We start from the raw sequence: 22534 nt of genomic DNA on the forward strand, positions 1-22534 counted from the left end.
GGCTAAGGCTTTAAGTAAGGGCGTCGAAAAGCTTCAATTTTGATGGCTTCGCTACTCACGCCATCTGGATTTCTTAGTAGAAGTTCTAATAGCTCTCGCTGACGTTTAGCCCCATTGGCCAGCACATTGAGTGTGGCGTGAGCGGTTGCGCGCCAAAGTGTTGCATGGGCAAAGGTCGGCTCGTGTCCTTTTCGTAATAAAACCGGAAGCGCTTGCTGTAGGGCTTCGCCCTCGGGGTAAAAGTAGTAATGTGCTGCCCAGCGTGCTAGCCAGAATTGGGTGGCATCTAAGACAGGGTGCTCATCTAATAGCATCAAGGCGGTTTTGAGTTGTTTGGTTGAGTATTGTGATTGCACGTCTGTATCAATCACAATGCCAATCATTTCTCTCGAACCAAACGGAACTTTGATGCGCATCCCAGGCTTTACACGTCCTTCAAATTCTACAGGACACAGGTAATCAAAAAGCGTGTGAAGGGGGGATGGAATAGCCACTCGTAGAATCACGGAAAAAACGCCCTGTGGAACGATAATGAGTGTACAGTCTAGTGGCTTTTGAAAACGGGATAAACCTCAATTTTTGCTTGCGACTAAATAAGGGAGTCCGTATAATTTGCGGCCTTGCTGAATATGTGGTTAGCAAAAGTCAAAACTCTATGCTATCCGACCCCGTTAGTGCGGTGCCTGACAACAAACGATCATGATCAGGTGGCGGCACACCCATAACTCTATTGAGGTTTTTTGAAATGAAAGCTGGTATCCACCCAAATTATGTCGATGTAACCATCACCTGTTCTTGCGGTAACGTAATGCAGACCAAATCTACGTTAGGCCAGAGCACTATGCTTGTCGACGTATGCAGCCAGTGCCACCCCTTCTACACTGGTAAGCAAAAAGAAGCGACCAGCGGTGGTCGTGTGGATCGCTTTAACAAGCGTTTCGGTGGCCGTACTATCAGCAAATAAGCTCAGTTTTAGGCTTGATTTGCAAAAAAAGCACTCTACGGAGTGCTTTTTTTATGGAATTTTTTTCTAAGTTTTGGTGGTTTTTAAAGCAAGCCTTTCGTGTTTGATCGCAAAATCTAGCGTTTCGTTAGGCATATTAGCCTAAAGGCGTATTTTCTCTTAATCTCTTCTTAAATGAGCGGTTGTCGCATACAGGTGTTTTGGTTATGATGCATGACCGTATAACTTCAACCTTTAGTTGGAAAAGCAACCATGTCTCAAGATTTTAAACAAGCTGCTCTTGATTACCACGAGTTTCCTCGTCCAGGTAAGATCAGTATTGAACTCTCAACTTCGGCTGAGACCGCTAAAGATCTTGCACTGGCATACTCTCCGGGTGTGGCAGAGCCTGTACGTGCGATCGCAGCCGATCCTGAAGCCGCGTATCGTTACACAGCAAAGGGTAACCTGGTTGCCGTCATTTCCAATGGTACTGCTATTTTGGGCCTAGGTGATTTAGGTCCTTTAGCATCTAAACCTGTCATGGAAGGCAAAGCATTGCTGTTTAAGCGTTTCGCCAATATTGATTCAATCGATATTGAAGTTGACGCTGAAAGCCCACAAGCCTTTATTGATACAGTTGCGCGTATTGCTGAAACCTTCGGCGGAATTAACTTGGAAGATATCAAAGCGCCTGAGTGCTTTGAAATTGAACGTACTTTGATTGAGCGTTGCAATATTCCTGTTTTCCACGATGATCAGCATGGCACAGCGATTGTAACGGCAGCAGGCATGATTAATGCGCTTGAACTGGCAGGCAAGAAGCTTGAAGAAGCTTCAATTGTGTGTCTAGGTGCAGGTGCAGCAGCAAGTGCATGTATGAAGTTGCTCATCAACATGGGCGCGAGAGTCGAGAATATTTACATGATCGATCGTAAGGGTGTGATCCACTCCGGTCGTGATGACCTGACTGCCGAAAAAGCGGCATTCGCAACTGAAACGGATAAGCGTACCCTTGATGATGCCATTGATGGCGCTGATGTTTTCCTAGGTCTGTCTGGTCCAGACCTGCTGTCACCTGAACAGCTTAAGAAAATGGCGGCTAACCCCGTTGTCTTCGCCTGTGCGAACCCAGATCCTGAAATCAGACCGGAAGTTGCGAATGCAGTCCGTAATGATGTGATTATGGCCACAGGTCGCTCTGACTTCCCGAACCAAGTAAATAACGTGTTGGGCTTCCCATTCATTTTCCGTGGTGCACTCGATGTTCGTGCGTCTGCGATTAATGAAGAGATGAAAGCAGCTGCAGTAAAAGCGCTAGCGGAATTGGCGCGTGAGCCAGTGACGCAAGAGGTTTTAATTGCGTATGGTTTAGAATCATTGGAATTCGGTCGTGAGTATATCCTGCCTAAAGCAACTGATTCACGTTTGTTAGGCCGTATCTCGTATGCGGTTGCTCAAGCGGCGATTGACAGTGGTGTGGCACGTTTACCTATGCCAGAGCATTACCCGATTCGTAGTAGCGCTGAACTGGCGAACTAATGTATTGAGTATCTAGCTAGACGTTCCTAGCGTTGATTAGTATCGCTAGGAACAGCTGAAGCCGCTGTAACACCCATAAAGTATTGAGCTTTTATGTGTGTTACAGCGGTTTTTTTATTGTCTGTACCCTATTCGGGCGTGAGCCCGAACAGTGTTTATCCAAGTAAAGGCTTCAGAAAACGTCCTGTGTGAGATAGCTCAACCTTAGCGACCTCTTCGGGTGTTCCAGTGGCAATGATTTGCCCTCCACCTGTACCGCCTTCTGGTCCTAAATCAACAATCCAATCCGCCGTTTTAATCACATCAAGATTGTGCTCAATCACTACGATGGTGTTGCCATGGTCGCGCAGTCGATATAAAACATTTAACAGCTGTTGAATATCGTAAAAGTGCAGGCCAGTTGTCGGTTCATCAAGGATATATAGAGTATTGCCGGTATCGCGCTTTGAGAGCTCTTTGGCAAGCTTTACACGCTGAGCCTCACCACCAGATAAGGTTGTTGCACTTTGCCCTAGTCGGATATAGCTCAACCCCACATCCATGAGCGTTTGTAATTTGCGTGCCAGCGCTGGAATCGCATCAAAGAACTCACGGGCATCTTCGACCGTCATGTTCAGCACTTCATCAATGGTTTTACCTTTATACCGAACCTCAAGTGTTTCGCGGTTGTAGCGTTTTCCATGACAGACATCGCAGGGCACGAAAATATCGGGTAAGAAATGCATTTCCACCTTAATCACCCCATCGCCTTGGCAGGCTTCGCAACGTCCGCCTTTGACGTTAAAACTAAAGCGTCCGGGTTTATAACCACGTGATCGCGCTTCTTGAGTGCCTGCAAACAGGTCGCGAATAGTGGTGAAAATCCCCGTATAGGTTGCAGGGTTTGAACGGGGAGTACGGCCTATCGGGCTTTGGTCAATATCAATGACTTTATCAAAGTGTGAAAGGCCCTCAATAGCGTCGTATTCCGATGCCTCCAATGTAGTGGCATGGTTTAATTCAGTCGCTGTGATTGGGTAAAGCGTGCTGTTAATCAGCGTTGATTTTCCAGAACCCGATACGCCTGTAACGCAGGTCATCAATCCGACAGGAATTTCCAGGGTGACGTTTTTGAGGTTATTACCACGTGCGCCCGATAGTCTAAGCACCTTGTCAGGATTGAACATGCCCCTTTCGGCAGGAACCTCAATTTTGCGAGTGCCTGAAAGGTATTGTCCCGTCATGGACTCTGCACACTGCATCACATCGGCAGGTGTTCCAGATGCAATGACTTGGCCGCCATGAACGCCTGCCCCGGGGCCAATGTCGATGACATGATCGGCCAAGCGGATGGCATCTTCATCATGCTCGACGACAATCACCGTGTTGCCTAAATCACGTAAATGACGCAGCGTATCTAAAAGACGGTCATTGTCACGTTGATGCAAGCCGATTGAGGGTTCGTCCAGAATATACATCACACCGACAAGCCCAGCCCCGATTTGGCTGGCCAAACGAATCCGTTGTGCTTCACCACCCGATAGGGTTTCGGCACTGCGATCAAGTGAAAGATAATCCAAACCGACGTTCACCAAAAACGCCAGACGCAAGCGGATTTCTTTTAAGATTTTATCCGCGATTTCGCCTTGCTTGCCAGAAAGGGTCAGTTGATCAAAATAGGCTTTGCTGTCGCCAATGGCAAGCTTAACAATATCCGGTAGCGTGCGCTCATCAATGTAGACGTGGCGTGCTTCTTTTCGTAAACGTGTTCCCTGGCAACTCGGACAGGGCTGCATGTTTAAATAGCGTGCTAAATCTTCGCGCACAACGTCTGATTCAGTTTCTTTGTATCGACGCTCAAGGTTGTTTAAGACGCCTTCGAAGGGATGCTGCTTGCTAACGACCGTACCGCGATCATTGGTATAGCGGAACTCGATATTTTCCTGGCCACTGCCATGCAAAATCACCTGTTGATGCGGTGTCGATAATGCCTCAAAAGGCGTGTCCATATCGAATCCATAGTGCTGTGCAACGGCCTGCAGTTGTTGAAAGTAATACAAGCTACGCCGATCCCAGCCACGGATCGCGCCCTGAGATAAGGTGAGTGTGGCATCCTGAACCACTTTTGCAGGGTCGAAAAACTGTTTAACCCCTAAGCCATCGCAGCTTGGGCAAGCGCCATGAGGGTTGTTGAAGGAGAACATGCGCGGTTCAAGCTCTTGAATGCTGTAGCCGCATTCTGGGCAGGCAAAACGAGCCGAAAAAATCAACTCCTCTTTACCTTCTTCATCCATCCAGGCAATACGGGCAATGCCGTCCGTGAGTTGAATGGCTGTTTCAAAAGACTCGGCAAGACGGGTTTGCAGATCTGCACGAACTTTGAAGCGGTCAATGACCACTTCAATGGTATGTTTTTTATTTTTTTCTAAATTGGGTGCTGTGTCTAAATCAACGACGATGCCGTTAATGCGCGCCCTGACAAACCCTTGAGCTTTGAGCTCACTGAGCGTATGGAGGTGTTCACCTTTGCGGCCTTGAACCACTGGAGCCAGTAACATTAATTTGCTGCCTTCAGGAAGGGCTAATACTTGATCCACCATTTGTGAAATGGTTTGTGCGGCCAGTGGTAGATCATGGTCAGGGCAGCGAGGCTCACCCGCACGGGCAAAGAGTAGGCGTAAGTAATCGTAAATTTCCGTGATGGTGCCGACGGTTGAACGTGGGTTATGAGACGTGGATTTTTGCTCAATCGAAATGGCGGGTGACAGTCCTTCGATATGATCCACATCCGGTTTTTCCATCATGGATAGGAATTGGCGGGCGTAGGTTGATAATGATTCGACATAACGCCTCTGACCTTCGGCATACAGGGTGTCGAAGGCTAACGAGGACTTTCCAGAACCTGACAATCCTGTGATGACGATGAGCTTGTCACGCGGAATGTCTAGGTCGATATTCTTCAGGTTGTGCGTGCGCGCGCCTCTGACCAGTATTTTATCCATTACCGCTCCGTGTGGGTGATGTAAAAAAGACATATTATAAGCCTTAACTTGTTCAGCCTAAACCTAAGCTTGTGTTATTCTCATGTTTCTACGCAAGGTTGGGTGCAGGGAGCACTGATCGGTAGCAAATTATTTGATTTGGAGAGAACAATGGCACGCGGTATCAACAAAGTCATCCTGGTTGGCAACCTAGGACAAGATCCTGAGGTTAAGTACATGCCATCAGGCAATGCAGTCACGAATGTAACCCTGGCAACCAGCGACACATGGAAAGATAAGCAAACAGGGCAGGCGCAAGAGCGTACCGAATGGCACCGTGTCGTATTTTTTAACCGTTTAGCGGAAATTGCGGGTGAATATCTGCGTAAAGGCTCTAAAGTTTACGTAGAGGGTGCGTTGAGAACGCGTAAATGGCAAGATCAAGCAGGCCAAGATCGTTATACAACAGAAATCGTCGCGAGCGAAATGCAAATGTTGGATGGCCGTGGTAGCGATAGTGGCATGGGCGGTGGCATGGGTGCAAATGCAGGTGGATATTCACAGCAGCCTGATCCAATGGGCTATGGTCAGCCTCATCAGCAAGCCGCTCCTCAGCAAGGGCGTCCACAACAAGCGCCACGTCAGCAGCCTCAACAATCACCTCCGCTCGCACCTCCAGCTGGGTTTGATGATTTTGATGATGACATTCCGTTCTAGTTTAAGACTGAATTAAAAAAAGCGGCCGTGGGTCGCTTTTTTATATGAAGGTTATGATGGTGCTTGTCCATCAATAAAATGCACAGTCATAATGCATTATGAAACAATTGATTGGAGATCTACTATGTATAAGCTGGCCTTTTATGTTCCGGTAGCGGATGCTGAGAGCGTTAAACGAGCTGTGTTTGAGGCAGGTGCGGGGTGTGTTGGAGCCTATGAGCATGTGTGTTTTCAAACTCGTGGTGTCGGCCAGTTTCGTCCTCTAGACGGCGCTCGACCTCACATCGGTTCAGTCGGTGAGTTGGAGCAAGTTGAAGAGTTTAAAGTGGAAATGGTATGTGATGATGCGCATATTCATCGTGCGATCTCCGCTTTAAAGCTTGCTCATCCTTATGAAGAGGTTGCTTATGAAGTGTGGCGACTGGCGGATCTATAACGAAATGAGATGCTTTTAATTAAAAGTAATCTTTTAATCGTACGGGTAAAAAATATATGCATAACCTGAGTCTCGTACTTGACTCTAAAAAGGTGAGCTGACTTAATATAAGCAATCCCAAATACTCTGTTTCATTAACGCAGGGCCGTCAAGATGTCACAGTCGCTTCAGTTGCAAAAGAATCTAGACGTAAGTCCTTCGGTCAACGAACTCATCAATGTCTATGATAGTATCACTGGACGGATGAATGGTTTCTTGTACCGTTGCATAAATGACCCTAACTACACGATGGAATTAATGTCGGGTCAAGTGAAAAAACTCACAGGGTATGATGCGCGGGACCTTATTCAAAATCGACGAGCTTCATATATTTCCTTAATTTATCAAGATGACGTTGAAAAAGTTGATCATGCGGTTGGTAAGGCACTAGAGGCTCATCAAAACTGGGATGTCGATTACCGTTTGGTCCGCCCGGATAAAAGTATACAGTGGGTTAACGAGCATGGTGGTGGTGTTTTTGATGAGCAAGGTGAGTTGGCATTTTTAGAGGGGGTTGTTGTCGATATTTCTCATCGGATGCAATCTGAATCATCGCGCTTAGAGCGTATGTCCAGAGTCGAGTCGGTCAGTGGAGAGATTATTTCGGAAACTCAAAAAATTCTGCAAATGTTAAAGTCACTGCGTTTGTTGAGTTTAAATGCCAGCATCGAGGCAGCACGTGCTGGTGAGGCCGGAAGGGGCTTTGCAGTGGTTGCGGAGCATGTAAAAGAATTGGCTGAAAATACAGGTAAGTCTGCTGAAAGCATTAATAAACTGATAAAGGAACTTGAATCTAAATTGGAGTAATCTATAGTTTTGATTTAACTGGTTGTGTAATAAAAATAAAAGGATGTGTGTTATGTATTTTAAAAATTTTAAATCCAGAAGTTACTTTCAGCAAGTTTTAGATCAAGCTATTGATGCAGTTGTGAGTATTGACGATAAAAATATTGTTACCTATTTTAATCGTGCGGCTGAGCAGCTTTGGGGGTATGATAAATACGAGGTTATTGGAAGCAATGTTAAAATGCTAGTCCCCTCCGTTATTCAATCTGAACATGATCATTTTGTAAACAGAAATCGTGATACTGGCAAAGACAAAATTGTTGGTACAAGTCGAGAGGTCGAGATTCACCGTAAAGACGGTTCTATCGTGTGGGGAAGCCTATCACTTTCTAAAGTCAAAGTAGGGAGGCATCTTCACTATACAGCATTTTTAAAAGACATCACTCAAGAGAGAATGCAAAGAGAAGTTATTAATCAAACACTGGAGCAAGCTGTAGACGCAGTTGTTACTATTGATAAATACAATAATATTACATTCTTTAATAGATCTGCGGAGTTATTATGGGGGTATGATCGATCTCAAGTTATTGGTAAAAATGTTAAAATGCTGGTCCCTAAAATTTTACAGGGTGATCACGATAAATTTGTGAATAATAACCGTACGACTGGGCATGATAAGATAGTTGGCACGAGTCGTGAAGTGCAAATAGAACGCAGTGATGGCAGTGTAGTATGGGGAAGCTTGTCATTATCAAAAGTGTACATGGGTGACGATCTTATCTATACGGCCTTTGTACGTGATATTTCTGTCGAACGTCAAGCGCAAGAGGTAATACGACAAACACTTGAGCAGGCAATGGATGCTGTTGTTACTATTGATGAACATAATTGTGTGACTTTTTATAATGATGCGGCCATTCAACTCTGGGGTTACTCCCGAGAAGAAGTTCTAGGCAAGAACGTAAAAATGCTAGTGCCTTTGCATTTTCAGTCAAATCACGATGAGTTTGTTAACAAAAATCGAACAAGCGGAATTGATAAAATAGTTGGAACAAACAGGGAAGTACAAATAGAACGTAAAGATGGTACTGCCATTTGGGGGAGTTTATCTCTTTCAAAAGTGAGGCTTGATAACAAAATATTATATACTGCATTTGTGAAAGATATTACGTCTGAAAAAAATGCTAAGGATATTATTAATCAAACGCTTGAGCAGGCTCTAGATGCTGTTGTTACAATAGATAAATTCAATAATATTACTTTTTTCAATAAGGCGGCGGAGCAGCTTTGGGGGTATGATCGCAATGAGGTCCTAGAAAGAAATGTAAAAATGTTGGTTCCAATAGATATACAGGAAAAACATGATACATATGTGAATGCAAACAGAAAAACGGGTGAAGATAAAATTGTAGGGACTACTAGAAAAGTTACTATTTACCGTAAAGATGGCACCGTGTTACATGGCTCGTTAGCTTTGTGTAAAATTCAAATTGGAAATGATATTGGCTACACAGCGTTTCTAAAAAATATAAATGATGAGCAAAATAATAGAGATAGTATCAATGCTGCAATGAGTTCTGTTATGCAGTCTAGTAATCAAATCGGCGCTATCGTATCTGTGATAAATAATATAGCTGATCAAACAGGTTTGCTTTCTTTAAATGCAGCTATTGAAGCAGCAAGAGCTGGTGAGCAAGGGCGAGGGTTTGCTGTTGTTGCTGATGAGGTGCGTACTTTAGCATCTAAGTCTGCTGATTCAGCGAAAGAAATTGGAAAACTTGTAGAAGAAACTAAAAAACGAATCAGCGAGCTTGCAGATGCTTTGCAGAATTCCAGATAACTCAATCTCATATAGTGTAAGTAATGCGCATACTTTGAGCCAAACAGGCTTATATCGTTCATTATTGCAGACACCTGAGTAACGTGTATGCAGAGAGGAGTAATGTGAATCACTAGGAAAATTGAACGTCTGGCAGGCACTGGAATCCAGGCTTCGCAAAGTAGTAGCCTTGCATTAGTTCAACATTCAGGGATTTGAAGTAGAGCATCTCCGCGTCTGTCTCGATACCCTCAGCCAGTACCGTAATCGAAAGTTGCTGGCAAATATCAATCAGTCCTTTAACCAGTACTTGTTTGACTGAGTTTGTATCGATATTACGAACCAACTCCATATCAATTTTTAAAATTTGGGGAATAAAGTTGGCCAACATATTGAAGCCCGCGTGCCCAGCCCCAAAATCATCGATAGCTGTAATAAAACCTTGTTTTTCATAGTGTTCGAATATGTTACGCAAGTGTGCTGGATCTAATACGACCTCTGACTCTGTGATTTCAAACATGAGTTTATTGATTGGAAACCCAGTCTCTGTCGCCGCTTGTAAGGTGCTCTGAATGCAGTGTTCAGGCTCGTAGACAGCATTAGGTAGAAAGTTAATACTTAATACTTTGTCTAGGCCTAGGTGGCTGGCCAACGTAATGGCTTTGACTCGGCAGGTTTGGTCAAAGGCATAGCGATTCTCATCGTTAACGCGAGACAGAACACTGTAAGCGGACTCTCCTGCTATGCCTCGAACAAGGGCTTCGTAACCGAAAATGCTTTTTTCACGGACATTGACGATAGGCTGAAACGCAAAGCTGAACTCAAAATCAAGAGGTGTCTGACAGTCTTTGCAACCTTTGCGTTGCGCTCTGTTTGAAATCATGTACAAAATCACCTTGAGTTAGAGAAAAATAGAAGCTATCAATACAGCACCTTGTTTAATAATATACATTAGTCAATTTCAAAGTAAATCGCTATGGTTGTGAGGCTCGAGTGCCTGACTTTTTAAGGATGATCCGGTATCTAAGGTATGCTAGAAGTCCCTCTATTCCTGAGATGCGTCTGTGTTATGATCCATTGGTCTAATTCTATTAATATATGCCGAGATGAAACTGAACTGTGTCGAATATTAACCTCATCTTTTTAATTGTATCTGTGTTGTTGTGCCTAAGTATCTTGGCCACGATTATCTCTGCGCGTGTTGGAATGCCATTACTTTTGGTGTTTTTGGGTATAGGTATGTTAGCAGGAGAGGATGGCATTGGAGGATTGAGTTTTCAGGATTTTGAGGTTGCGTATCTGATAGGGCATTTAGCCTTGGCAATTATTCTGTTAGATGGCGGTATGCGAACTCGAATGAAGACCTTTCGAGTGGGGCTTAAACCCGCATTGTCTTTAGCAACCTTAGGGGTTGTTGTCACCAGTGGCCTCACGGGCTTATTGGCCATGCTAATCTTTGACCTTTCGTTGCTACAAGGCATGCTGATTGGTGCAATCGTGGGGTCAACGGATGCGGCAGCCGTTTTCTCGATGTTGGGTGGCAAGGGGGTTCATTTGAACGAGAGGGTCAGTGCAACGCTTGAAATTGAATCCGGCACCAACGACCCTATGGCGATTTTTTTAACCATTACCTTCATTACATTATTAATGAATCCCGGTGATGATTGGTACAGCAGTCTTATTCTGTTTGCCGAGCAGTTTGGGATAGGGTTACCGATCGGAATACTCGGTGGATGGTTATTTGCGCATACCTTGAAGCGCCTAGATCTGGCAACAGGTCTGTATCCCTTGTTGGTAACAGGTGTTGGACTGTGTATTTTCGCAGGTGCCAACATGTTGGGCGGCAGTGGATTTTTAGCCATTTATCTTGCGGGATTAATGATCGGCAACAGTGGCAGCCGTCACCTCTTGCATATTTTGCCTGTGCACGATGGTTTGGCATGGCTGAGTCAAATCGGTTTGTTCTTGATTTTAGGATTGCTAGTGACGCCCCATGAAATGCTCGCCATTGCTTGGCCTGCGACCTTCTTGGCATTGGGGCTGATTTTTGTGGCGCGACCAATCGCCGTTGTTTTGTGCCTCAAGCCCTTCTTCCATTTCTCTTGGCGAGAGTTAGGCTTTATTTCATGGGTTGGCTTACGTGGCGCTGTGCCGATTGTCTTGGCAATTTTCCCGATTATTGCGGGCGTTGAGTCTGCTGGTTTGTTGTTTAATATGGCGTTTTACGTCGTACTGATTTCTCTGTTGATTCAAGCAGCAGCTTGCCTTGGGTGGCCAAGTGGTTAAAGGTCGAAGTGCCGATGGCGACAGCCCCCTGTCATCGTATGCCCTTAGGGATTTTTCCTGAAAACGACTATGAGGCATTTATGTACACGGTGAAGCAGGATACCGTCCAAGGGGTAGAACTCAGGCGGCTGCATTTTCCATCTGGTGCGCGTGTCGGTGCATTGTTTAGAGATCATCAGCTGATTCATCCATCAGGCAGTACGCGTTTGCAAGTAAATGATGTGCTTTGCATTATAGGTCGCGATGCCGATGTTCCGATTCTAAATAAGCTTTTTAATCAGGAGCCTTTGCCCTTTAAACAACAAGCGCGAAGCTTCTTTGGTTACTTCACTCTGGATGGGAGTGCACCCCTGAAGGATGTGGCCGCACTCTATGGACTAGTGATCAGTCCTGATCAAACGCATTTAACCCTTGATCAGTTTTTGAGTCAGCGGTTTGGTGGTCATCCTGTGGTGGGGGACCGCATGGAGTGGAACGGAATACAATGGGTAGTGAATGAAGTGGAAGGCGATAGAATCACTAAAGTGGGCCTGCGCCTGATTTAACAAACTCCGTTGTATTGTCTCTGTTTGGCCTCTGTTGTCCCTCTGTTGGACTCTCAAAACATTAAGGGGAAGGGGGGCGCTGCTTGCGGCGCTCTCTGAGTTCGTTGAGTTTTAGCCCTTCTTCGGTAGGTAGGTGCTTTCCATCGCCTATGCGCTGTGAGCCATAAATGCCTGAATGCCCCGAAAAAAGGTAACTGACAATACAGGCAGTGGCTGCAAAAACCCCAATCTCTGTACCAAACAACTCCATCGCCATTAAGGTAGAAGCAAGAGGCGTATTCGCCGCGCCTGCAAATACCGCCACAAAACCTATGCCTGCTAAAAATGCAAACGGCATATCAAACAAGGGTGAGAGTGCATTGCCAAGGGTTGCCCCAATGAAGAAGAGAGGGGTGACTTCTCCACCTTTGAATCCAGCGCCTAAGGACAGGACTGTGAAAAAGAATTTACCAATACTATCCGTGATGGAAAGGGGTGCATCAAAGGCCTCTAAAATGACGGGTATGCCTAAGCCTAAATAGCGGTCTGCTTCAAAGAGGCCTAAGCCAACCAAGACAGCAATCAGCAGTCCACCCACGAAAGGCCGTAAAGGGCTGTAGTGTATTCGGCGCTTCATAAAGCTGCTGATGGAGTGAATGACCTCAGCAAAGGCGCGCGCCGTAAGACCAAAAATGGCACCACAGACAATCATGACACCAAGGCTCCAGGCGGATATGGATGGAAAAATAGCGACGGTGAAATAGTCATGATGCACGCCCCAGAGGAGTGCAACTTGATCACCAACAATTGCGGCAATAATACAGGGCAGTAAGGCTTCATAGCGCAGCCGACCCGTTGCTAAAACCTCGAGGCCAAATACAGCGGCTCCGATGGGCGTGCCGAAGACCGAGGCAAAACCTGCACTGATACCCGCCATCAGTAAGATACGCCGATCATCATTCGAGAGTTTAAAAACACGGGTGAGTTGATCGGCAAGTGCTCCCCCCATTTGCACCGCTGTTCCTTCACGGCCAACCGAAGCCCCGAAAAGGTGGGAAATGAGCGTGCCGCCAAGCACCAATGGCACCATGCGCAATGGAATTACGCGTTTAGTGTCGTGAATTTCATCCAGTAAAAGGTTGTTGCCCGCTTCAACACTTTGGCCAAAGCGAAGATACATCCAACCCACAAAAAAGCCTGCAAAGGGCAGTAACCATAGTAGCCAAGGGTGGCTAGAAAAGGTGTTCGAAACCCAGCTCAACGAAAATAAAAACAGAGCCGCTGCACTGCCCGCCAAAATCGCAACACCACAGGCCAAGATCAGCCATTTAGCAAGGTGTTTGAATAACCCGAGTGGGATTGGCGAGCGATGCATGGTCGTAGTCTCAGTCCAAAAGTGATTTACGGGAGTCTATCACCATTATCCTCCCCCAGAAAACCGCCGGATTGCCGTGCCCAGAGTTGAGCGTACAAGCCTGGTTGAGCTACCAGTTCATCATGGGTGCCCATTTGAATAATCTGTCCCTTATCCATTACGATTAAACGATCCATGGCCGCGATGGTCGATAAACGATGGGCAATGGCAATCACGGTTTTGCCTTCCATCAGTTTATACAGGTTTTCTTGAATGGCAGATTCCACCTCGGAATCCAACGCAGATGTGGCTTCATCAAGAATTAGAATCGGGGCATCTTTCAGCATGACGCGTGCAATCGCAATGCGTTGTCGTTGACCGCCAGAGAGTTTGACGCCTCGCTCGCCCACTTGCGCGTCGTAGCCCGTACGGCCTTTGATGTCTTTTAAGCTGAGAATGAAGTCATGGGCTTTTGCGCGTTTAGCGGCTTCGATGACCTCCTCGTCAGATGCATCGGGGCGACCGTAGGCAATATTGTCGCGCACGGATCGGTGCAATAACGACGTGTCTTGGCTGACCATACCAATATTAGCGCGTAACGACTCTTGCTGAACTTCGTGGATGGCCTGCCCATCAATCAAAATACGGCCTTTTTCAACGTCGTAGAAGCGCAGAAGTAAATTCACGAGCGTTGATTTACCCGCACCCGAACGCCCGACAATACCGACTTTTTCACCCGATTTAATCGAAAGCTGTAGCCCTTCGATGACACCGGATGCCTGACCATAATGAAAATCAATATGATCAAACTCGATCACGCCGTTTGATGCCTGTAGAGCCGGCGCGTTGGGTTGATCTTGCACCTCTTGCGCGACTGAAATTGAGCCGATGCCATCTCTGACGGTGCCAATGTTTTCAAATAAAGACGATACTTCCCACATAATCCATTGCGACATACCCGATAGGCGCAGCACTAAGCCAAGTGCAACGGCGACAGCGCCAATGCTGATCAGGTCTGATAACCACAGATAGATACTGAGGCCTGCAACCGATAGCAGCAACAACGAATTCAACAGATACAAGCAAGTGTTAAACAAGGTGACTAAGCGCATTTGCTTATGAACCGTGCTTAAAAAACCCTGCATGCTTTCTTGGGCATAGTCGGATTCCCGTTGAGAGTGAGAAAAGAGCTTAACGGTTTGAATGTTTGTATAGGCGTCGACAATGCGTCCGGTCATGATCGAGCGTGCATCTGCTTGGAGTTGCGAAACCTTACCCATTAAGGGGACAAAGAAACGTAACATGACAATATAGGCAACGATCCATACCAGCAAGGGCAGCATCAAACGCTGATCGGCACTGCCCAGAATGAACAGAGTGCCAATGAAGTAGACCGTGACGTAATTGAGCACATCGATCATTTTGATCACGCACTCGCGTACGGCAAGAGCGGTTTGCATGAGCTTGGTTGCGATGCGGCCTGCAAATTCTTCTTGGTAAAAGCTCATTGACTGTTTAAGCAAGTAGCGGTGAACCAGCCAGCGGATGCGCATGGGGTAGTTGCCCATCAGCACTTGGAAATTCAGTACAGAATGAATGAACACCAATAATGGCAGTCCCATAATAACCAAGGCCATTCCGATCAGTTTCCAGCCCTCGGTGGCTAAAAAGCTTTCTTTGTCTTGCTCAGACAACCAGTTCACAATATTACCAAGGAAGCTAAATAACCAGACTTCGACCAAGGCAACGCACGCCATCAAAACGGCTGCACAAGCGATCCAAGGCCACATCCCACGCGAGTAATGCAGGCAGAAGCGAATGAGGCTTTTTGGGGGTTGACCTAATTGTTCATCGGGAAATGGGTTAAGTCTGCTTTCGAACCAGCGAAACATGTGGACTCTCTGTTTTTTGTCTGTTGAGTTGTGCGGGAAATGTCATCAAGGTTGGGCGAGCATGATGTTGATAGGCATTGAGCAGACGATTTAACACTAATTTAGACTGAATAGTCCAGTTTTTGTGCGAAAGAAAATCATTTAATGCGCGCACTCCATCACAAACCACACTCAGGATTCAAAGCCCCATTCCACTCAAGTTATTACGCAAAGCGAATGAGGCTTTGGGTTTCTAAGCCGCGAACTTAATAGTACTTCAAACCATCGGCTTTACCTCGGAAGGCGTAATACGCGACGGCGGTGTAGGCCGCAATAATGGGGATGACGATCACCGCGCCAAAGAAGATTATGGTCAAGGATTCTTTTGAGCTGGCGGCTTCATACAAGGTCATTTGGTTTGGAACGACAAAGGGGTAAAAGCTCAGTGCTAACCCCGCAAAGCTGCAGACGAAGATCACCTTGCAAATGAAAAAGGGTATCCAAGCGCCACGATCATTCGGTAGGGGCAGCCGCTTAAGTGCTAGATACCCCAATGCAAACATGGCAAAGCACAAAAGAGGAATGGCAGCGAATAAATACGCCAAAGGTGGTTCTGTCCATACCTGATACACATTGGCATTTACCAGCGGGTTAATCGCGCTGACCGTTAAAATACCGGCTAACGTCCAGACGCCTGCGCGTTTACATTGACGGATCGCATGAAACTGTAAATCGCCAGTCGTTTTCCCGATCAACCAAGCGTTGCCAATCATGGCGTAAGCCGCTGTCACACAAAGGCCACTAAAACAGGCAAAAATCACACTTCCGATGTGATACTCCAGCCCCATGACATAAATACCCAGCATAAAACCCTGGCTAAAGGTTGCGAGTAAGGATCCACACTTAAAGGTCCAGTCCCAGTGAATTTTACGCTCAGGTTTGACCTTAGCACGAAAATCGAACGCCACTCCTCGAAGAATAAGTCCGATTAATAGCAATGCTGCAGGCAAGTATAGTGCGTGAAGAATGGCACTGTGCGCTGCAGGGAAGGCCACCAGCAGTAAGCCTACGGCTAAAACAAGCCAGGTTTCGTTGGCATCCCAGAAGGGGCCAATCGATGCAATTGATGTATCCCGCCAAGCCTCTTGTTTCATGGGTAAGGTTATCCCTACGCCCAAGTCATATCCATCGAGAATGGCATACAAAAGCACGGCCAGAGCCGTTAGGGCGGCAAAAACCAACGCCAAGTTTTCCGCTGTTAATAGGCTCATACGCGGGCTCCTTCTGTGGCAATTTCCGTTTTCTTTTCGGGTAAACCGGGAAGCGATAAATCGTACTCTTCTACATCAATCGCGCGCTTGGCCAACCAGAATAGGGTTTTGATATAGGCCACCAACAACACTGCATAAAGTAAGAGATACATGATTAAGGTGAGAGCAACCTGCTCACTGGCGACCGTAGTAACCGCTTCACTGGTACGTAAGACGCCGTAGACCAAGTAAGGTTGACGCCCAATTTCGGTGACATACCACCCTGCTAGTGTGGCGAGCCACCCCGAAAAAGACATACCCATTAAGACCTTATACTGCAGGGGAGTGAGCTCATTTTTACGGTAGAGTCGCAGACTGCACCACCAGGCCACCAAGATCATCGCTATGCCTGTTCCCACCATTACCCTGAAACTATAAAAAACAGGCGCAACGGGGGGATGGGCATCTTCGAAGTCACTGATCCCTTGTAGCTCACCCTCTAATTCATGTGTCAGGATCAAACTCGCCAGTTTTGGAATTTCAATCGCAAAGCGGTTCGTTTGGGTTTCAGCATCCGGTATAGCAAACAGCACCAAGGGGGCGCCTTTTTCCGTGTGCCACAATCCTTCCATGGCCGCTACTTTTTGCGGCTGATGCGCTAAGGTGTTTAAACCGTGCAAATCCCCGATAAATGCTTGGCTAGGAGCCAACACCGCCGCACTAAACAGAGCGGTTTTGAGGGTTAGGCGAGGTGCCTTTTTATTATCGCCTCGGTACAAGCGATACGCTGAGATGCCTGCAACCAAAAAGCACACCGTTAATGCCGAAGCGAATAACATGTGCGTAAAGCGATAGGGGAAGGACGGGTTGAAGATGATCGCCAACCAATCCGTCGCGTGGGCCACGCCATCACGCATTTCGAAGCCGACTGGTGTTTGCATCCATGAATTCAGAACGAGAATCCAAAATGCGGACAAGGTTGTGCCGAGCGCAACCAATAACGTGGCCAAGGTGTGCAGCCAGCGGGGGACTTTATTAAAGCCAAACAACATAATGCCCAGCATCGTGGCTTCGAGGAAAAAAGCCGTCAGAATTTCATAGGCCAGCAAGGGGCCCGCAATATTTCCAACCGTTTCCATAAAGCCGGGCCAGTTGGTACCAAACTGGAACGACATGGTAATGCCGCTTACTACGCCTAAAGCAAAGGTCAAGGCAAAGACTTTCACCCAAAAGCGGTAGGCTCGCATCCAAACGGGATGTTGAGATAAATCAAAGCGAATTTTGAAGTACACCAGCAACCAGCCAAGGGCAATGGTGATTGTGGGAAATAAAATATGAAAGCTGATATTGGCGGCGAATTGTATTCGCGAGAGTAGCAGGGTGTCTAACATAAGGACCTCGCAGGTAGATAAGCACCGATCAACACACTACGCCTTTTTGGCAGGCTCTTTTTTACTTAAGAACGTATCCGTAAACTCCAGCACCTTGCCCACCCCCGAACCGAGTTTCATTAAAGTGTTCAGCTTATCGGGTGAAAGTGATTGCAGGCTTTGCGTCCACTCCGTAATGTTTTCCAGCAGGTCATGAATTTCGGCGATGCGTTTCTGGGCGTAGATTTCTTCTTGATTGGCGGCTTCGTCCATCATAATGTCGCGCAGTAATGTGAGGGTGGGGTCCATTTCGCGTTTGCGCCGTTCTTCAAATACACGATTAGCCATGTCCCAGATACTGCCTCGGCTTTGATAAAATTCACGTCGCTCGCCTTGTTTGTGAATCACCTGAACCAGCTGCCAACTGCCCAGCTCTTTTAAACCCATGCTCACGTTGCCACGAGAAATGCCGAGTAGATCCCCGATTTCGTTCGCACATAAGGGCTCTTCGCTGATGACCAATAAGGCGTAAATCTGACCCACGGTGCGGTTGAAGCCCCAGCGGCTGCCCATTTCGCCAAAGTGGTAAACAAAGGATTCAATCATTGGTGTTAATTGCATAGTTGTGCCTTTATTGAACTTTCAGAATTTTCTGAAAGAATAATACGCCTATGTCTTGATCTAGATCAACGCTTTTAAAGAAAATCTATGATTGAACGTTACAGGTGTGCTTGTTCGTGCATTTCTTGCATCCATGAGCGTGTAAATATGTCGAGGCTAGCGATATTCGAATTCACACCTATACTGATGTAAAAGTATAAGAAAGGGGGCCGCATGCGTATCGGTGTGTTAGGGGTAGGGGCGCTGACAGAGGCAATCGTGAGGGGCGTCCAGAAATCAAAATCGCCTTACCGTTGGTGTTTATCTCCACGTTCGGCGTTTCGTGTTGAGCGGTTATTGAGTTTGCCGCAGGTGTCCGTTGCGGCAGACAACCAAGCCGTGGTGGATCAATGCTCGACGGTGATCATCGGTGTTCGACCGAATGATTTGCAGGCGCTTGCGGCGCAGATCAAACTGACACCGGATCATCATCTGATCTGTGTTGCCGCAGGTGTCGAGCTAAAAACTCTTCAAGCGCTGTTTTACCCGGCCAAAGTGACTCGTATGATGGCAAGCATTGCAGCAGAATATCCCGGCGCGAGTGTTTTTTTCTTTCCAAGCGATGCGGCCCTGTCGACGTGTTTTTCAAATGCAGGATTTGGTGTTCAGAGTTTTTCCACGGAAGCACAGTTTGAAGCGTCAATGCTTAGCGTTTGTGTGAATGCATGGTGGTTAGATCAGATTCAGGCGTTGGCACAGGCCTTTTCGGATGAAACGGGGATGTCTTTAGTCGATGCTGTTGAGTTATTAGCGCGGGCTCAACAGGAGTCCGCAACCTTACTTAAACAACGCCGGAGCACCGCGCCCTCTGTTCTTGCACGTGAGATTGGAACCCCCGGTACGTTTACGGCGCGAGGCCTTTATCACCTGAAAGAGCGGCAAGCCGAAAAGCCTTGGGTGGATATTTTGAGTGAGTTACTGAAAGAGTTAAAGTCAATGCCATGATCGGCAAATGCATCTCATTTTTGTAAATTGAGAGTGTTTGAAAAGCTTTTACAGATATCGCTTTATCTAGAAACGCTTTTCGGGTAGATTTTTAGATATATTCGCATCAAATACCTGCCGTTAGGAGATGTTCATGGGTTACTTTCGAAAATCATTGGCGTCGGCTGTCGCTGTCTCGTGTTTAAGTTTGGCGGCCTTTGCTGTTCAAGCAAAAGATTTTCGCTTAGGGCTAATTACCCCGCCGTCTCATCATTGGACACAAGCGGCTCAAGCCTTTGCCGATGAGCTCAATCAGGCATCCAACGGTAAGCACAGTGTTGCAATTTTTCCGGCACAGCAGTTGGGGAATGAAGCACAGATGGTTCAGCAGTTGCAAGCGGGCTCTTTGGATATGGCTTTTTTGACTATTGCTGAGGTTTCAAATCGTGTGCCAGAATTCGGTGCGCTCTATGCACCCTATTTGGTGGATAACGTGGACGAAGCCGCCAGTTTGCTCAAAACAGATGAAGCGAAACGTTTATTTGATCTTCTGCCACAACAAGCGGGTTTAATCGGTATTGGCTACGGCATGGCGGGCATGAGGCAAGTCATGAGCCGAGTGCCGGTCGAAAGTCCTGCCGATCTTCGGGGTAAAAAACTGCGAATTACCCCTTTTGAACCGATTCGCGATTTTTACAATGCGTTAGGTGCAGCTCCCACCCCTTTACCCTTGCCAGCCGTCTATGACGCTTTAGCAAATCGTCAAATTGATGCCATTGATATGGATTATGATTCAATCTTAATCTTCAAATTCTATGAGCGTGCCGAGCACTTGCTGATTTCTAACCATATGATGTTCCCGATGGTCGGCGTTGTCTCAGCTCGTGTGTGGAGAACTCTGGAGGAAGAAGATAAAGCATTAATTACAGAGCTGATGCAAGCTCAGCTAGACGGTGTATTAGAAACCTTCAGGCTGCAAGAAAAGGATCAAGAAGCTGAGCTAAGAGCGCTAAATATCATGATTACAGAAGCAAGTCGCGAACACTTTGCTGAAAGCATCGCGGCATGGGAAGCGATTTGGTCAGAAAAAGCGCAATCGTTAGGTGCATTAAGAGATGCAGTGAATAGACTGCGTACCCCCTAAAATCGCCGTCAGTGTTTTCGACAGTTAAGGCCCTAATCAACGTTAGGGTCGGTATTCAACAATGCAGTTATTACGACAACTCTCACATTGGGTCGCTAAGTTTGAAATGGCCTTAGCGGCTTTGATGGCGCTATTTATCAGTGTGTTGATCTTAGTGAACGTGGTCAGCCGAGCGCTGGGCATGGCCATTTACTGGATTGATGAGCTGGCCATTTATGCGATGATTTGGATGACCTTTTTAGCCACCTCTGTTGTGATTAAAAAACGTCAAACCCTTGCGGTCACCTTTTTAGTGGATCAATTACCCCTTAGGGGGCGGTATTGTTTAGCGCTGTTTAGTGATGTGATGATATTGGGGTTTGCTCTTTTATTGGCCGTCCTGTGTTATCGCTGGTATGACCCTTGGCGGTTATTTCAAACCGGATTTGATGTGATGGAGTATCAGTCGCAGACGTTCAATTTTATCTATTCAGAAAACACCAACACACTGGGTTTAAAAAAGGTTTGGGTGTGGATGTGTTTACCCTGGGTTGCATTCGCACTGATGATACACAGCAGCGTAAATGTGCTGGATCGACTCTTGTCTTGGAGAACGCCCAAGGCATACGAGCAAAAGGGAACGTCCGCATGATTTTGGCTGTGTTCTTAATTTTGTTGTTTGCTGCTGTTCCAATTGCACTTGTGTTGACCTTGACGTCTGCGGCTTATATTGCACAATCGGGTAATCATCTTTTATTTGATTCGTTCACTCAGCAACTGTTTGGGGCAATTGAAAACTATGGTTTGTTGGCCATCCCTTTGTTTATGCTGGCTGGTGAGTTAATGAATGAAGGCGGTTTAACGTCTCGCTTAATTAATATGGCGCGTATTTTAGTGGGCGGTTTTAGGGGTGGACTGGCGTATATTAACCTTGTGGCCAACATGATGATGGCTGCTATTATGGGATCGGCGGCTTCGCAGATTGCGATTATGTCGAGAGCGATGGTGCCTGCAATGGAAAAAGAGGGCTACTCGCCAGCCTACGCGGCGGCGATTACCTCTGCAGGGGGGCTTCTATCGCCGATTATTCCCCCCTCGATGCTATTTGTATTGTTTGGTGTGTTGGCTCAAGTACCCATTGCCGATATGTTTATTGCGGGTATTTTACCCGGTTTACTCATGTCAGCGTTGTTCTTCCTGACCATTGCGCTGATGGGGTTGGTGCACGAATATCCCAAGGGCCAGTGGTTAACAGCGGCAGAGGCTAAAAAAGCCTTTTGGATGGGGCTTCCCGCCTGCTTGATACCCGTATTGATCATTGGTGGCATTTTGACGGGACTGGTCACACCAACCGAATCAGCGGCCTTGGCATCCTTAGGAGCTTTGCTGGTGGGGACCTGTGTTTATAAAGAATTAAAACTCAGCCATTTACCCGAGATTATGAAGCGAACAGCATTGAATTCGGGCATGGTGATTATTTTGATCTCCGCTGCCGGTGTCTTTGGCTGGGTCCTAATCTACGAGCAAATTCCGCAAGCCGTCGCCGCTTGGATCGTTCAGCAAACCTCAGATCCCTTTGTCTTTTTATTGATGGTGGTTGCTGCGCTGATTTTAGTGGGGATGCTGTTGGACGGTATTGCAGCATTAATTCTGGTTGTGCCTATCCTGTTACCCGTTGCGCAAGCGGATTTTGGCATCAGCCCGTATCAGTTTGGTGTGGTTGTGTGTCTGACGCTCGTCATGGGACTTTTAACGCCACCCGTGGGGGCTGGCTTGTTCATTGGTTCGGCCATGACAGGTGTTCCCCCGATGAAGATATTTAAAGCGTTGCTCCCTTTTTTGATGATGACGTTACTCTCGCTTATCCTAATCAGTGGTATTCCGAGTATTGTCTTGATTTTACTTTGAATCCATCCATTTGTGGCTTTTC

The 22534-nt window shown here is 46.7% G+C and carries 18 protein-coding genes and 1 pseudogene; 11 read left to right on the forward strand and 8 right to left on the reverse strand.

The genetic code is table 11. The features are described from left to right. Positions 1-2: 2 nt before the first annotated feature. The gene (locus D791_RS21765; protein WP_337588628.1) at positions 3-506 is read right to left on the reverse strand and encodes a primosomal protein N' family DNA-binding protein; all 504 of its coding nucleotides are present in this window, start codon (positions 504-506) and stop codon (positions 3-5) included. A 239-nt stretch (positions 507-745) separates the two neighbouring features. On the opposite strand from D791_RS21765, the gene rpmE reads away from it, so the two are divergent. Both rpmE and D791_RS10080 read left to right on the forward strand, forming a co-directional pair. Then, a complete protein-coding gene (gene rpmE / locus D791_RS19660) occupies positions 746-964 on the forward strand; it encodes a 50S ribosomal protein L31 (RefSeq protein WP_081763824.1) in 219 nt (72 codons plus the stop codon). Positions 965-1216: 252 nt separating this feature from the next. After that, the gene (locus tag D791_RS10080; RefSeq protein WP_036511084.1) at positions 1217-2485 is read left to right on the forward strand and encodes a malic enzyme-like NAD(P)-binding protein; all 1269 of its coding nucleotides are present in this window, start codon (positions 1217-1219) and stop codon (positions 2483-2485) included. Positions 2486-2640: 155 nt separating this feature from the next. Here D791_RS10080 and uvrA read toward each other — a convergent pair whose 3' ends face one another. Beyond that, complete coding sequence (gene uvrA, locus D791_RS10085) at positions 2641-5466, reverse strand: excinuclease ABC subunit UvrA (RefSeq protein ID WP_036511086.1); 2826 nt, start codon at positions 5464-5466, stop codon at positions 2641-2643. A 150-nt stretch (positions 5467-5616) separates the two neighbouring features. Between uvrA and ssb the strand changes: the two genes are divergently transcribed. The 4 genes from ssb to D791_RS10105 all read left to right on the forward strand — a co-directional run bounded on the left by ssb (position 5617) and on the right by D791_RS10105 (position 9263). Beyond that, complete coding sequence (ssb, locus tag D791_RS10090; protein WP_036511089.1) at positions 5617-6162, forward strand: single-stranded DNA-binding protein; 546 nt, start codon at positions 5617-5619, stop codon at positions 6160-6162. A gap of 124 nt (positions 6163-6286) precedes the next feature. Further along, positions 6287-6598, forward strand: coding sequence for a YqfO family protein (locus D791_RS10095; RefSeq protein WP_036511093.1), 312 nt, complete (start codon positions 6287-6289; stop codon positions 6596-6598). A 153-nt stretch (positions 6599-6751) separates the two neighbouring features. Beyond that, the gene (locus tag D791_RS21435; protein ID WP_051514411.1) at positions 6752-7444 is read left to right on the forward strand and encodes a methyl-accepting chemotaxis protein; all 693 of its coding nucleotides are present in this window, start codon (positions 6752-6754) and stop codon (positions 7442-7444) included. 52 nt (positions 7445-7496) lie between these two features. Beyond that, on the forward strand, positions 7497-9263 hold the full coding sequence (locus D791_RS10105) for a PAS domain S-box protein (RefSeq protein ID WP_036511096.1): 1767 nt from the start codon (positions 7497-7499) through the stop codon (positions 9261-9263). Between the two features lie 112 nt (positions 9264-9375). Here the strand turns inward: D791_RS10105 and D791_RS10110 are convergent, their stop codons facing one another. Then, complete coding sequence (locus D791_RS10110; RefSeq protein WP_036511099.1) at positions 9376-10125, reverse strand: EAL domain-containing protein; 750 nt, start codon at positions 10123-10125, stop codon at positions 9376-9378. A 236-nt stretch (positions 10126-10361) separates the two neighbouring features. Between D791_RS10110 and D791_RS10115 the strand changes: the two are divergent. Next, positions 10362-12073 (forward strand): annotated as a pseudogene (locus tag D791_RS10115) (potassium/proton antiporter). A gap of 61 nt (positions 12074-12134) precedes the next feature. On the opposite strand, the gene D791_RS10120 reads toward D791_RS10115, so the two are convergent. The 5 genes from D791_RS10120 to D791_RS10140 all read right to left on the reverse strand — a co-directional run bounded on the left by D791_RS10120 (position 12135) and on the right by D791_RS10140 (position 18518). Then, entirely contained in the window at positions 12135-13427 is a 1293-nt protein-coding gene (locus D791_RS10120) for a voltage-gated chloride channel family protein (protein ID WP_036511102.1), read from the reverse strand. Between the two features lie 26 nt (positions 13428-13453). Further along, entirely contained in the window at positions 13454-15298 is a 1845-nt protein-coding gene (locus D791_RS10125; RefSeq protein WP_036511105.1) for an ABC transporter ATP-binding protein, read from the reverse strand. Between the two features lie 245 nt (positions 15299-15543). Then, positions 15544-16548 (reverse strand): cytochrome d ubiquinol oxidase subunit II, encoded by a 1005-nt coding sequence (gene cydB, locus D791_RS10130; protein ID WP_036511107.1) that lies wholly within the window; start codon positions 16546-16548, stop codon positions 15544-15546. Beyond that, entirely contained in the window at positions 16545-17918 is a 1374-nt protein-coding gene (locus D791_RS10135; RefSeq protein ID WP_036511110.1) for a cytochrome ubiquinol oxidase subunit I, read from the reverse strand. The genes cydB and D791_RS10135 overlap by 4 nt, the downstream gene beginning before the upstream one ends. A gap of 36 nt (positions 17919-17954) precedes the next feature. Continuing rightward, on the reverse strand, positions 17955-18518 hold the full coding sequence (locus D791_RS10140) for a GbsR/MarR family transcriptional regulator (protein WP_036511113.1): 564 nt from the start codon (positions 18516-18518) through the stop codon (positions 17955-17957). Between the two features lie 213 nt (positions 18519-18731). Here D791_RS10140 and D791_RS18960 point away from each other — a divergent pair, with 213 nt between their 5' ends. The 4 genes from D791_RS18960 to D791_RS10160 all read left to right on the forward strand — a co-directional run bounded on the left by D791_RS18960 (position 18732) and on the right by D791_RS10160 (position 22512). Further along, complete coding sequence (locus D791_RS18960; RefSeq protein WP_051514412.1) at positions 18732-19502, forward strand: pyrroline-5-carboxylate reductase family protein; 771 nt, start codon at positions 18732-18734, stop codon at positions 19500-19502. A gap of 133 nt (positions 19503-19635) precedes the next feature. Next, positions 19636-20625, forward strand: coding sequence for a TRAP transporter substrate-binding protein (locus D791_RS10150; protein ID WP_036511116.1), 990 nt, complete (start codon positions 19636-19638; stop codon positions 20623-20625). A gap of 61 nt (positions 20626-20686) precedes the next feature. Further along, positions 20687-21256, forward strand: coding sequence for a TRAP transporter small permease (locus D791_RS10155; protein WP_036511119.1), 570 nt, complete (start codon positions 20687-20689; stop codon positions 21254-21256). After that, complete coding sequence (locus tag D791_RS10160; RefSeq protein WP_036511121.1) at positions 21253-22512, forward strand: TRAP transporter large permease; 1260 nt, start codon at positions 21253-21255, stop codon at positions 22510-22512. Before D791_RS10155 ends, D791_RS10160 begins: the two co-directional genes overlap by 4 nt. The last annotated feature ends 22 nt before the right edge of the window (positions 22513-22534 follow it).

The organism is Nitrincola nitratireducens (assembly GCF_000585235.1).
Classification (GTDB): Bacteria; Pseudomonadota; Gammaproteobacteria; order Pseudomonadales; family Balneatricaceae; genus Nitrincola; species Nitrincola alkalisediminis.